The organism is Pseudonocardia sp. DSM 110487 (assembly GCF_019468565.1).
GTDB lineage: Bacteria > Actinomycetota > Actinomycetes > Mycobacteriales > Pseudonocardiaceae > Pseudonocardia.
Map to the genome: position 1 here is coordinate 2,435,907 of NZ_CP080521.1, position 12,438 is coordinate 2,448,344.

At 71.2% G+C, this 12,438-nt stretch carries 13 protein-coding genes; 6 read left to right on the forward strand and 7 right to left on the reverse strand.

The features are described from left to right. Window positions 1-252: 252 nt before the first annotated feature. Window positions 253-1,308 (reverse strand): class I SAM-dependent methyltransferase, encoded by a 1,056-nt coding sequence (locus tag K1T35_RS11160; RefSeq protein WP_370645346.1) that lies wholly within the window; start codon window positions 1,306-1,308, stop codon window positions 253-255. A 189-nt stretch (window positions 1,309-1,497) separates the two neighbouring features. Between K1T35_RS11160 and K1T35_RS11165 the strand changes: the two genes are divergently transcribed. Both K1T35_RS11165 and K1T35_RS11170 read left to right on the forward strand, forming a co-directional pair. Then, complete coding sequence (locus tag K1T35_RS11165) at window positions 1,498-1,830, forward strand: TfoX/Sxy family protein (RefSeq protein WP_220260089.1); 333 nt, start codon at window positions 1,498-1,500, stop codon at window positions 1,828-1,830. A gap of 172 nt (window positions 1,831-2,002) precedes the next feature. Then, window positions 2,003-3,157 (forward strand): PQQ-binding-like beta-propeller repeat protein, encoded by a 1,155-nt coding sequence (locus K1T35_RS11170; RefSeq protein WP_220260090.1) that lies wholly within the window; start codon window positions 2,003-2,005, stop codon window positions 3,155-3,157. 11 nt (window positions 3,158-3,168) lie between these two features. On the opposite strand, the gene K1T35_RS49740 is transcribed toward K1T35_RS11170, so the two are convergent. Together K1T35_RS49740 and K1T35_RS11180 are read right to left on the reverse strand one after the other, a co-directional pair. Continuing rightward, window positions 3,169-3,366: an HNH endonuclease gene (locus K1T35_RS49740; protein ID WP_220260091.1), complete on the reverse strand. Its 198-nt coding sequence runs from the start codon at window positions 3,364-3,366 to the stop codon at window positions 3,169-3,171. Next, window positions 3,363-4,445 carry a DUF222 domain-containing protein gene (locus tag K1T35_RS11180; RefSeq protein ID WP_220260092.1) on the reverse strand — a complete coding sequence of 361 codons (1,083 nt, stop codon included), beginning with the start codon at window positions 4,443-4,445 and terminating at the stop codon, window positions 3,363-3,365. The genes K1T35_RS49740 and K1T35_RS11180 overlap by 4 nt, the downstream gene beginning before the upstream one ends. A gap of 85 nt (window positions 4,446-4,530) precedes the next feature. Between K1T35_RS11180 and K1T35_RS11185 the strand changes: the two genes are divergently transcribed. Further along, window positions 4,531-4,740, forward strand: a complete 210-nt coding sequence (locus tag K1T35_RS11185) for a dodecin (RefSeq protein WP_220260093.1) — start codon at window positions 4,531-4,533, stop codon at window positions 4,738-4,740. Between the two features lie 18 nt (window positions 4,741-4,758). On the opposite strand, the gene K1T35_RS11190 is transcribed toward K1T35_RS11185, so the two are convergent. Next, on the reverse strand, window positions 4,759-6,330 hold the full coding sequence (locus K1T35_RS11190; protein WP_220260094.1) for a Na+/H+ antiporter NhaC family protein: 1,572 nt from the start codon (window positions 6,328-6,330) through the stop codon (window positions 4,759-4,761). Between the two features lie 193 nt (window positions 6,331-6,523). Between K1T35_RS11190 and K1T35_RS11195 the strand changes: the two genes are divergently transcribed. After that, window positions 6,524-7,657, forward strand: coding sequence for a substrate-binding domain-containing protein (locus K1T35_RS11195; protein WP_220260095.1), 1,134 nt, complete (start codon window positions 6,524-6,526; stop codon window positions 7,655-7,657). Window positions 7,658-7,668: 11 nt separating this feature from the next. Here K1T35_RS11195 and K1T35_RS11200 read toward each other — a convergent pair whose 3' ends face one another. After that, complete coding sequence (locus K1T35_RS11200; RefSeq protein WP_220260096.1) at window positions 7,669-9,012, reverse strand: DUF2786 domain-containing protein; 1,344 nt, start codon at window positions 9,010-9,012, stop codon at window positions 7,669-7,671. 778 nt (window positions 9,013-9,790) lie between these two features. Between K1T35_RS11200 and K1T35_RS11205 the strand changes: the two genes are divergently transcribed. After that, a complete protein-coding gene (locus tag K1T35_RS11205; RefSeq protein ID WP_220260097.1) occupies window positions 9,791-10,330 on the forward strand; it encodes an NAD(P)H-dependent oxidoreductase subunit E in 540 nt (179 codons plus the stop codon). On the opposite strand, the gene K1T35_RS11210 is transcribed toward K1T35_RS11205, so the two are convergent. Continuing rightward, a complete protein-coding gene (locus K1T35_RS11210) occupies window positions 10,314-11,087 on the reverse strand; it encodes an aminotransferase class IV (RefSeq protein ID WP_220260098.1) in 774 nt (257 codons plus the stop codon). The genes K1T35_RS11205 and K1T35_RS11210 overlap by 17 nt on opposite strands. A gap of 27 nt (window positions 11,088-11,114) precedes the next feature. Then, window positions 11,115-12,020 (reverse strand): TIGR03564 family F420-dependent LLM class oxidoreductase, encoded by a 906-nt coding sequence (locus tag K1T35_RS11215; protein WP_220260099.1) that lies wholly within the window; start codon window positions 12,018-12,020, stop codon window positions 11,115-11,117. Window positions 12,021-12,203: 183 nt separating this feature from the next. Between K1T35_RS11215 and K1T35_RS11220 the strand changes: the two genes are divergently transcribed. Beyond that, complete coding sequence (locus K1T35_RS11220; protein WP_220260100.1) at window positions 12,204-12,434, forward strand: hypothetical protein; 231 nt, start codon at window positions 12,204-12,206, stop codon at window positions 12,432-12,434. Window positions 12,435-12,438 lie beyond the last annotated feature (4 nt).

The following is a 12,438-nucleotide window of genomic DNA, read 5'->3' on the forward strand; positions in this document are numbered from 1 at the left end:
CCAGCGACTCGGGTGAGACCTGTTCACGACGAGGACGATGCTAGGGAGCGCGGGCGCGGCCCACATCCGTAGTGACCACCTATTTCCCGCCGAGGACGCCGGCTCCAGCGCGATAGTGTCCCCCGCCGGAAGTCCGTCGACCGGCACACCCAGCGAGAACCTGGATCCACCGACCCACCCAACGGACTTCCAGCGGGGGACACTGGTGGCCCTGACGGCGGGCGGCTGTCCGCCGGCCGGTGGGCCCGCTGATCAGAGCCGAGCCTCGTAGACCATGTTGAACGGCGTCTGCGCGGCCATCCGGAAGCTGCGGAACCCCGCGTCGAGTGCCAGCTGCCTGATCGGCTCGGCGCCGGCCTGTGCGCCCAACGAGTACCCGCCGGTCTGGGAGAGAGCGTTCGGCACGCACAGGAACGTCGAGAACGAGTAGTACGCCCGGCCCACCGGATTCAGGTTCTCCGCCACGCTCTCGCCCGCACTCGGCTCGACGATCATCCACGTTCCCTGCGGCGTCAACGACTCCCGGATGTGCCGGGCGGCCAGCCGCGGATCGCCCATGTCGTGCAGGCAGTCGAACGTCGTCACCAGGTCGAACGGGCCGCCACCGAAGTTCTGCGCCGCCGCCACGTCGAACCGCACCCGGTCGCCCACCCCGGCGTCCTCGGCACGCGCGACAGCCTGGCCGACCGATCCGGCGTGATAGTCCGAGCCGACGAACACCGAGCGCGGGAACTCCCGCGCCATCAGGACGGTGGACGCGCCGTGACCGCAGCCGACGTCGGCGACCCGCGCCCCGGCATGCAGCCGGTCCACGACGCCCTCCAGCGCAGGCAGCCACTCCGTCAGCAGGTTGCCGACGTACCCCGGCCGGAAGAACTGCTCGCATCCGTCGAACACGTCGTCGTCGTGTTCGTGCCAGCCGAGCCCGGCTCCGCTGCGGAACGCCTCGGTGATCCGCGACTCCGCGCGCAACGCACCGAGCGCCATCAGGAATGCACCGGGGAGATACACCGGTCCGTCCGGGTTGGTGAGCGCGAACTCCTGCTCCTCGGACATCGAGTACGTCTCCGTCGCGAGGTCCACGGTGACGTACCCGCCCGCGGCCTGGCCGCGCAGCCATTCCGTGAGGTATCGCGGGTGGCAACCGGTCCGGTCGGCGAGCTCTCCTGCCGTCGCAGGCTTCTCGGCCAGCGCGCGGTACAGCCCGAGGCGGTGCCCCACCACGGCGCTGCCGGCGTGCATCGTCGCTCCCATATCGCCGACGAACGCGTTCAGCAACTCGGTCAACCGCGCGTCGTCCACAGCCATGTCTCTTCTCCTCGGTGTCCGAACTCGGGATCGTCGAGGGCACGGTTCAGCGCCATACGTGATCACGCCGGCACGATGTGCGGCCCCCTCGCCCAGCCATGACATCCCGCCCTGCCCGCGCGGGATAGCGAGAACTCCCTCGGGTTCGCTCGCGTCCGAGTGTCGGTGGCCGGGCGTACCGTCCGGGCGGTGGCGTACGACGAGGAGCTCGCGGAGCGGATCCGGGATGTTCTGTCCGGCGAGAGAGGTCTTGCCGAGCAGAGGATGTTCGGCGGGCTGGCGTTCCTGCTGGGTGGCAACATGGCGGTCTGTGCCAGCCGCGAGGGCGGGATCCTGGTGCGAATCGATCCCACGGAGCGCGATCACCTGCTGGCGTCCACCGCGGCGTTCCCGGCGGTGATGGGTGGCCGCACCATGAAGGGGTTCCTCCGGGTCGAGGCCGACGATGTCCGCACCGATGGTCAGCTCTCCACCTGGGTGCGGCGTGGCGCCGCCTACGCGCGCACGTTGCCCGCGAAGTAGCCGCAGGCCCGGGTGGCCTACGCCGCCGGGGGTACGTCAGCCTGCGGTGAGGTCGGCGAGTACGCGTTCCTCCTCGACGGCATGACCGGTGCTCCGCAGTTGTGGACATCGGTGTCCGGTGATCACCGGACACCGATGACGGGTTCTGCCTGCATACGATGCCGTCCTGGACATGAACCCGATCCACGCTGGCGCCACGCCGTCCCGGCGTCGGCTGCTGCTCGGCCTGGCTGCCGCGGCGGTGGTGGGGGCTGGAACGGCGGGCTGTGCACAGCACCGGCAGCGCTGGGTCCACGGCCTGGGAGGCCCGGTCGGTCTTGTGCCGGGCGACGGAGTCGTCTTCGCCTCGGGTGCGGACGATACCGGCAGGGTGTCGGCGATCGACGTCCGCAACGGCGAGACCCGGTGGACCTACGACCTGAGAGGGGCCCGGGGCCACCTCGTCACCGTCGACGACCTCGTGATCGTGGGCGACCGATACGGCGTCCACGCCCTGGACGCCGTCGACGGCACCCGGCGCTGGATGCGCGAGGAGGCGTGGGCGGTCGGGGCAGGCGAGGGGATCGCGCTATGCGGCCGGAGGCCCGCCCTCAACGCATTCGTGCTGACCGCCGTCGACGCCGCCAGCGGGGAAGAACGCTGGACAGTCCCGCTAGGCGGTAGCTCCTACACCCCCGTGGCCATCGCCGCCGGCCGGGTGCACCTCGGTGTGTACGACCTTCTGCGCACGCTAGACGCGGTCACCGGCGCGACAGTGTGGGAGCAGCCGCTGCGTGACTCGACGAGATCGGCGGGGATAACCGTCGGCGGCCCGGTCGTGTGCTGCGCCGAGGAGGCCCAGAGCGGGGTGTCCCTCGAAGATCGGGTGAAGTTCGGTTCCGTCTCCCAGGTCGGGTTCGACGCGGCCACCGGCCGGCAACTGTGGCGCCGCCCGGACGAGGGTGAATGGACCACCGCACATGCCGGCACCCACTACATCTGCGCGGGCTCCACGTCTGTGGTCGCATGGGATGCGGCCACCGGCGGGACGCGCTGGACGGCCTACTCGCTCGACATGACGCCGGACGCCGCTCCCGTCGTGACGGGCGATTCCTGCTACGTCGCCAGCTCCTGGGTCTCCAGGGACCGCATCTATCGCGACGTCCTCGAGATGCACCTCACCGTCGTCGCCCTCGCGGCCGACACAGGGAAACCACGCTGGTCCGCCGAAACGGACCTCGGCCCTTACCCCGGGAACGGCGACGAGGATGGTTCTCTGGCGCTCACGGTCGTCGGCGATACCGTGGTGGTCGGCGCGCCCACGGGAACAGTCGTGGGAATCGCCTGATGTTGCAGCGGTCAGGCGGGCACGAGGTCCGGCCGGGGTCTTCGTCTGGGTTGTCGGTCGGGGTCGATCCAGGCCGGTGGGATGAATTCCGGGAGCCCGTCGCGGAGGCGGACGATCCAGTCGCTGTGATGCACCAGGCGGTGGCAGGCCTTGCAGAGCATGACGCAGTTGCCGAGCTCGGTCTCCCCACCGATCTCCCACGGGATCACGTGGTGTACCTCGCACCAGGAGGGCGGCCGCAGCGGGCGCAGCCGCGGTCGCGGGCGGCCACGGCGCGGCGGAGCCCGTCGGGCACGGTGCGTTTCGCCCGGCCGACGTCGAGCGGTTGACCGGCGCCGTTCATCACGATCGGGACGACGGCGGCGTCGCAGGCCAGCAGGCGCAGCGACTCGGGCGAGAGGCGGCCGCCGAAATCGAGCATGGCGGCGCGGGCGCGACCTTCCAGGTCCTCGAGCCCGATGATCACGTTGAGGTGTGGGCGGCGGCCGCCCGACTCGGGGACCTCGCCGTGATCGAGCACGTATCCGCAGACCTCGGCGAGCGCTTCGGCCTGGCGTTGGGCGGCGCCGCGCTGGTCGTCACCGGTGCGGGGCGCGGCCATGGTGTCGATCAGGGTGGCGATGGCGTCGTGGAGGGCGTCGTCGTCGAACCGGCCCTTCAGCGATCCGCCCGGTCGGCCGCGGTGCGGCAGCAGGTGGAGCTCGTTGACCGGGGCCGGTGGGCGGTCGTCGGGTTCGGGGCCGTCGGCGTCGAGCTTGTCGATCAGGTCGGTGCCCCAGGACTGCAGCTGGGTCGGCGTGTACTGGGCGGTCTTCTCGGCGAGCACGGCCTCGGCGCCCGCCCACACCTCGGGGGACAGCCGGTGCGCGGCCGGGGAGTCGAGCAGCTTCGCGATCACCTCGACGTGCCGTAGGCGGGCGTGTCCGGAGGCGAACGCGGCCGCGGTGGCGGCGAGTCGGGGCGGGTGTTCGGTGCCGTCGAGCCCGATCCGCGGGCAGACGCTGTCGGCGGCGTGCACGCGGCGGCGGGCTTCGAACGTTTCCCAGCCGAGCAGATCGCTCAGCGCTGCCGCGGCGGACTTGTAGCCGCGTTCGGCGAACGCGCCGCGGCGCTGCAGCACCGACACGGTGGACGCGGTGAGGCGGTCCAGGCGCCGGGACAGGCCTTCGCAGACGGTGAGCACCGACAGCAACTCGGCGTCGGTGGCGCCGGTCCCGGCTGCCCGGGCCAGCGCGTCGACCGCCTCGGTGAGGAGGCGGTGCGCAGTGGCGACCGAGCCGACGGGCATGAAGCCGATTCTACTCGAACTAATGTTCGATCAGTGTCACTTGTCGCAGGTAGCGGACCTTTCGGCGCCGTGGTTCGCTACTCAGATGGACCTCGTCTATCGCGTCACCGAGATCGTCGGCAGCAGCTCGAACAGCGTGGACGAGGCGATCCGACACGGGATCGGCAGAGCCACCCAGACGCTGCGCAACGTCGACTGGTTCGAGGTCACCGAGATCCGAGGGGCGGTGCAGGACGACCAGCTGACCCATTTCCAGGTCGGCATGAAGGTCGGGTTCCGGCTCGAGGAGGGGTGAGCGGCGGGGGACGGCGGCTCAGCTCCCCGGACTCGGTTCCGACACGATGCCGACGCGGGGCGAGCGCGCCCAGAGCACCCCGACGGCGACCGCGAGCGTCACCACGGCGGCGAGCAGGCCGGCCACGCCGCTGCCGGTGACGCCGAGCAGGACGTAGCCCACGGCCGACGCGGCGGCTGCGACCAGCGCGAACGGTAGCTGCGTCGTCACGTGCTCGACGAGCTGGATGCCGGAGCCGATCGAGGACAGGATCGTCGTGTCCGACAGCGGCGACGTGTGGTCGCCGAAGATCGCGCCCGCGAGCACGGCACCGAACATCGGCAGGAGCAGCGCGGGGTCGAGGGCCACGGCGACCTCGCCTGCGATCGGCAGCAGCAGTCCGAACGTCCCGAACGTGCTGCCGATCGAGAACGAGATGAACGAGGCCAGTACGAACAGCAGGACCGGCAGCAGGGCGAGCGGCAGCGCGGCGTCGACGATCCCGGCCAGGTACTCCCCGATGCCGAGCTCGGAGATCACGCCTGCGGTGACCCAGGCGAGGAACAGCACCACGGCGGCCACCAGCATCGACCGCAGGCCCGCGACCGCGGCCCGGCCCACGAGGGCGGCCGGCGTCCTGCGCATCAGTAGCGTCGTGGTCGAGAGCAGGCACGCGGTGACCACGCCGACGAGCAGCGAGACGATGACGTCGGTGTTGGCGAGGACCTCCATGGGGGTGATCGGTCCCTCGGTGTTCGCGATGCCGAGCCACACGGCGCAGACCACGGTGACGCCGGTGAGCACCAGCACCGGCCAGAGCAGGTCGCCGACCCGGCCGTCGCCGCGCGCCTCCAGCGTGCGGTCGGTCTCGCCCGGCACCGGCCCGCGCGAGTGGTCGACGAGCAACCCGTCCTCGACGGCCGCGTTCTCGTGCCGCCGCATCGGCCCGAACGAGAGGCTGAGGACTGCGGTCGCGATCGCGAGGAGCAGCGCCGTGATCGCGTACAGGTTCATCGGTACCGACTGCAGGAACGCCTCGTAGCCGGTGATGCCGGTGATGCCGTTGGCGTCGAGGATCCCCGTCATCGTCGCGGCGATGAACGCCGCCCAGCCCGAGATCGGCACCAGGATGATGACGGGCGCCGCGGTGGAGTCGACGAGGTAGGACAGCTTGGCGCGGGAGATGCGGTGCTGGTCGGTGATCGGCCGGCTGATGTTGCCCCCGACCAGGCTGCTGAAGGCATCGTCGAAGAAGATCACGATTCCCAGTACGACCGGGACCAGCTGCGCCTGCACCCGCGTCCTGACCCTCGTGATCACCCACGCCGCGAAGGCCACGAGGCCGCCGGAGACGTAGATGAGCGACGTCAGTACGCCCAGGAGCAGCACGACGCCGAGGATGTAGACCTCCTCGGCCACCTCTCCGTCGTCGACGACGAGCCCACCCGCGACCTCGAGCACGAAGGCGCCCGCGGCGAGGACGTTCCCCTGGGCGTAGAGCAGGGCGCCGAGGACGATGCCGAGCGCCAGTGAGATCAGGATCCGGCGGGTGGCGATCGCGCACACGATCGTGACGAGCGGCGGGAGCAGGGAGAGCAGCGACGGTTCCACGGCGACTCCTCGTCGTTGGGGAGTGGTCCGATGGTTAGCCAGAAGACCTGCCGGGTCAAGGTTGGGGCGGTCGTCGGAGCGGGGTAGGCGCGTTCGGTACCCTCCCCGGCCGTGGTGCCGTGGCTGGACCGCGGGTCTCTGGGGAATCCCGCTGGTTCAACGATGGTCCTGCTGCCTGACAAAGGAGTCGGCTATGTCCATCGCCACCAGCTCCCGAATGGCAGTGGTTGCCACGGCAGCCGTGCTCGCGGCCGGGTGTTCCTCGGGCTCGGAACCGGCGGCCGGCGGGACGGGAACGTGCCCAGAGGTCGTCGCGGCGGCCGACGCCGCTGTCGCCAAGGCCCTCGACGTCGATGCTGCCTGGACCGGCCCCACGACGGGCCCGGCCGCCGCGGCCGACATGGCGATCATCTTCGTCGCTCAGACGATGGCAAACCCGGGCGTCGCGGGTGTGGCGGCGGGAGTCGAGGAAGCCGCGGGGGCGATCGGCTGGGACGTGCGGGTCATCGACGGCCATGGCGACTCGGCCGGCATCGCCGCTGCGATGGGGCAGGCGGTCGCGCTCGACCCCGACGGCATCGTCATCGGCGGATTCGACCCCGTGTCGGTGAGTGCCCAGGTGGACAACGCCGTTACGGCGGACATCCCGCTGGTCGGCTGGCATGCGACGGCCGATCCAGGACCGAGCGAGTGGCCGAAGCTGTTCACCAATGTCACAACCAGGGTCGAGGACGTCGCGATGATCAGCGCCCAGTACGTCATCGGCAAGTCAGGGGGCACTGCCGGTGTGGTCGTCTTCACCGACGACTCGATCACCTTCGCCGCCGACAAAGCGGACATGATCGAGCTCAACCTGGCGGAATGTTCCAGCGTCAAGGTCCTCGACATCCAGGACATACCGATCCCTGACGCCCGAGCCCGGACGCCAGAGGCGTTCTCCTCGCTGGTGTACAGGCTGGGTGACGAGTGGACCTACTCCATCGCGATCAACGACCTCTACTTCGACAACGCCGCGCCGGCGCTGCGCGCTGCGGGGAGGTCCGGTGATGGCGCCCCCTTCAACATCGGTGCCGGTGATGGTTCCCGTGCGGCGTTCCAGCGGATCGGCGCCGGCCAGTTCCAGTCCGCCACCGTTCCCGAACCCCTGCGCGAGCAGGGTTGGCAGATCGTTGACGAGTTCAACCGAGCCTTCAACGGTCAGCCGGCCAGCCGTTATGTCGCGCCGATCCACGTCACCGACCGCTCGAACATTGCGGGAATGACCGAGTGGGACCCGCAGAACGGCTACCGCGACGTCTACCGCCGAATGTGGGGTTCCGGCGGCTGAGCAGTCGATGCTCAGGCGGATACGGCGCGGCGTTCGACGTTCAGGTCGGCACGGTCGGCCGCCGCCCGACCCGCCTGCCAGCCCTCCCCGTTGCTGATCGACACCGATTTCCGCACAGTGCGGCTGTACATCTCCTGGAAGGTCTCGTCGACCACCCGTGAACGGTCGGTCAGCACGGGGAGCAGCCGATCGTTCGCCTGTGGGTCGACGGCGTGCGATGCGGCTTCTTCCAGCCGCTCCCCGATGCGGGTGGCGTACGAGACGAGGAACGCCTGCCGGAAGGACCGCGTGCGCGATGTGCCGGTGCGGCTGATCCGGCTGCCCTCGGCGACCATCGCCCGCGTGGCCTGTACCAGCAGCGACGTGGCCAGCAGTTCGGTGATGTCCAGGTCGAGCGGGTCGCCGACGAGGGCGACGAATCCGAGGTCGGCGTGAAACACCGACTTGCAGCGGTTGGCCGCGGCGATGGCGGCCACCAGGTGCGACTTCGCGTCGACGTAAGGGCTGTCGAGCCAGAGCCGGGTGGATGTGGCCGTCTGCGGCTGGTGCTCGTCGGCGTCCAGCAGCGCACGTTCGAAGGCGTGCCGGTTCATCAGCTCCTGCGCCTTGGCCGAGAGCGCCTCGGCCTCCGCCGGGAACTGGGTGGACTCGGCCTTGGCGAGCAGCGCGCGAACCCGCGAGAGGATCTTCTGGTCCACGCCTGCCGCCGCCGTGGTGGCGCGGCGGGCGGTGGTGCCGGGTGGCGGCAGGATCCGGGGCAGTCTCGGCAGCTCCACGAGCTGGGCGAGCAGGGTGATCGTCGCCAGGAGGGCCTGTTCGACGGTCAGTGCGTTGCGTCGCGCCCACTGCTGCAGGTGCGGCCGGTCCCGCTCCCACCAGATGTCGGCCTCGAGCTGCCGGACCTGCGCGGCCCAGCGCTCGTGGACCATCTGCTCCGCGTGCTGGGCGGTGTCGGCCGCGATCGTGTCGACGAGCAGGCTCGTGATCGTCGGGTCGGCGCGTCGTCGGGTGATCTCCCAGAGATCGGTGGGGAGCCAGCCGCCTTGCCACATGAACCCGAGCGTCCGGAGGAGCACCAAGCCCGCGGCCGCGCCGACCGCGTGCGGGTCGCGCGCGAAGTGGCCTCCGGCCAGCTCGGACGCGCAGGCCGATGCCTCGGCGGGGTCGCCGGTGCGAGCGGCGTCCAGCAGCGCGCGGCCGAGCAGTTCGACGGGCGGGACCGCGCCGGGATGGTCGCCGCACGTGCAGCCCGGTCCGTGCGGGCCGACGCCGAAGTCGGACCGCGGCGGGTTGGCGCCACGCTGCTGCCGGGCGCGCTTCTTCGCCGCACGCTTCTCGCGGTTCCGCTTGCCCATGTGTGCTCCCCCTCACCCGTCGGCGCGGCCGAGAGTAGGGGGCGGGTCCGACAGGACCGAACCGGCTCGCCGCGTTCGCGCGCATGAGCCGAGGTATCGGTTGGCCGTTGCTGTGGCGGAGGGTGTTGCCGAATCAGGTGTGGTTTGCAGCGGTCAAGGGGGCGATTTCTCGGAGAGGGCGCCGCGACCGCGCTCCGGGTTGTCGGTGGGACCTGCTGGCGGCGCCGCGCATCGTGCGGGGCCGCCCCTCTCGGGCCGATCACGGGAGCCCTCGCCCCGCCGATGGCCACTTCACACACCCAGTGGTTGCTTCACACAGGGCCGGCTTTGTGTGAAGTCCGTGCTGGGTGTGTGAAGTCGGCTGTGGCGGCGCCACGGGCTGGTGTGATCGGCAGTTCGGCGTGTTCCCGTGTCCTTTTCGCCCGTTTTTGTTCCGAGGCGTCGATCATGTGCGGTCGGACCGGCCTTCGGTGGCGCCGCGCGTCTGAAGGGCAGGCCCCGGCCTGCCCGCGTTGTGCCCCGCACGATGCGCGGCGCCACCGAAGGCCCTGGTCAAAGAGGAGACACCGAAGGCCCTGGCACGCGCGCGACCACACTTCCCGTTGCCCGGACACCTCACCGAAGGCGGCGTGACCGGATTCGGCAACAACCTCGGACGCAGCCATGGACACCCGGAAGTTCGGATCATGCCGGGCCCCGGTAGGCCCCGCGGAGCGGCTGCCGCGACGTCTACCGCCGGATCTGGGGACGCCGAGGAGTTCGCCGTAGCCTTGCGACCGTGAGTGGAGCCGCGGTCGGTGTGGCACCCCGCAGCAGCTCTGCACTGATGGTGGTGCTGACGGGACCGCCCGATGTCCGGCTGCTCGCCCGTACCCGCGCCGACCTCGTGGGCGGCGACCTGCCGGCGCAGGCCTACCACGCCGCCGCGGACCTTCCCTTGCCGGAGGCCGAGCAGCTCGTGCGGCGGTGGGCCGACGAGGCGACGGCTTCGGTCCGCACGTCCCTTGCGGAGGTCAGCGGGGTCGTGGCCGTCGGGATCGCAGCGGTCGTCCGGCAGGTGCCTTCCCTCGACGTCGTCCTGCGCTCGCACCCGCTTCTGCACATGGCGGAGGGCCAGCTCTCGCGCGAGGTGATCGCCGAGGCGGCCGCGCAGCTCGGGCTGCGGGTGCACTACCTCGATCCGAAGGGCAGGCACGACCCGGCGGCGGTGGAGCGGACGGTCGCGCTGGGTCGTGCCGCGGGCCCGCCGTGGCGCAAGGAGCACCGCATGGCCGCGCTCGCGGCGCTCGGTGCCCTCGGAGTCAGCTCACCTCGATGAAACGCCGCAACGCGTCGGCGGCCGCCGCCGTCTGCGGTCCCGGGGTGGCCGGGAGCGGCCTGCCGTCGATCGCGGACACCGGCTGGACCTCGCGCGTGGTCGACGCGAGGAACGCCTCCTCCACCTCGATGAGCTGGTCGCAGTGCAGCACCCGCTCCGTCGCCCCGGTGAGCGCGATGACGTGGCGCCGCGTGATCGAGTCGAGGATGTGCTCGGCCAGCGGCGGGGTGTGCAGGCCGCCGTCGAGCACGTAGAAGAACGCCGATGTCGGGGCCTCGAGCACGCGACCGTGCGGCGTCACGAGGAGCGCCTCGTCGGCACCTGCCTCGCGCGCGAGCCGGGACGCCAGCATGTTCGCGGCGTAGGACAGCGACTTGACCGCGTCCAGCACCCGCGTCGGCGCGAACCGGATCGTCGCGAGCGTCATGGCGGGCACCCGGTCCGGCAGTGGGCCGACCACGGCCACCCGCCGCCCGCCACGCGTGATCAGCAGCCGGAGCGCGCCGTCGACTGCTCCGACGCGCGCGAGCAGCGCGTCGACCTCGGCCAGCGCGGCGTCCAGGTCGAACTCCAGGCGGACGTTCGCCGCCGACCGCCTCAGGCGCGCGATGTGCTCGTCCCACGCGAACGGGCGCCCCGCGTAGAGCCGGGCGACCTCGAACACGCCGTCCCCGCGAAGGAGGCCGTCGTCGGTGACCGGGATCGTCATCTCGTCTGCCGGGCCGATGGTGCCGTCGACCGATGCCAGCTCGTCCACGGCGGGAAGCCTACGGATGATCGGCGATCACTTGCAGCTCAGCAGCAGCGCCCGGCTGCGGGCGCGCTCTTCGCTCGAGCCGAATGTGGCGCCCACGAACTCGTCGACGCCCGCGTTGCGCATCTCCTCGATCCGTTCCGCCACCTCGGACTCGGTGCCGATGAGCGCGGCGTTCTCCGGCCCTGCCCAGCCCTCGCGGTCGAGCATCGCGCGGTACGAGGGCAGCTTCCCGTAGATCGCGTAGTCGGCCGCGGCCTGCGCGCGGGCGGCCGCGGCGTCGTCGGTGACGCAGATCGGAAGTGCGCTGACGACCTCGACCACTCGCTCGCCTGCCGCCTCGCGCAGGGTCGGGCGGACGTGCTCGGCGACGGTGCGCGGCCCCGTCATCCACGTGACGGTGCCGGCCGTGCGCCTGCCCGCGAGCTTCAGCATCTGCGGGCCGAGAGCGGCGATGTAGACGGGTGGCGTCGGCGCGCCGGGGATCCGGAGGCCGCCGCGCGTGGACGTGAACTCGCCGGTGGCGTCGGCAGGCTCACCGGCGAGCAGCGGGAGCAGCCCGTCGAGGAACTCCGACATCCGCCGCACCGGTCGGTCCCAGGAGACGCCCCATGTGTTCTCGGCGACGACCTTGTGGCTCAGCCCGAGGCCGAGTAGAAGCCGCCCGCCGGAGATCAGGTTGACGGTCAGTGCGCGCTGCGCCAGCTGCATCGGGTGCTGCACCTGGATCGGCAGCACGCCGGTGGCGACCTCGATCCCGTCGACCTCGCGGGTGGCCACCGCCATGGCCGTGAGGAGATCGGGTTCGTGCGGCAGCTGCGCGGTCCACAGCCGCGTGAAGCCCTCGTCGCGTATGCGGCGGAGGTACTCGACGTACCCGTCCACAGGGGAGCGGCCACCCCCGTCGCCGATGAATCCGAACACGCTGATCCGCATGCCGCTCACTCTGCCACCCGGCTGGCCGCACCCGAGCAACCTCCCTCATAGGTGGCGCGGCGCCTCCTCCTTGCTCACGTGGGTGTCTCGTCCCGATTGGATGCTCGTCCCGCCTCGGACTGTCGCCCGCTGCGTGACGGAGCCGACGGCAAGCGAGGTCGGAGAGGGGTGCGCTGCGACGACGTGACCCACCGCCCGGACCAACTCCGGATCCGAGCGAAGAAGCGCCCGCAACGTCCCACGCCATTCGGCCTCGAGATCGTCCACACCCCGCCCCAGGTCGATCCGCCGCGTCGGCTCACGATGGCACAGCGGCGTGGCACCGCGGGGTCGTTCGAGAAGATCGCTGGCGGGTTGGAGGCCGCGGCACGGGCGCCGGAGCGGATGGCGGAGCTCGTGCCACCCTCGCCGTGAGCTG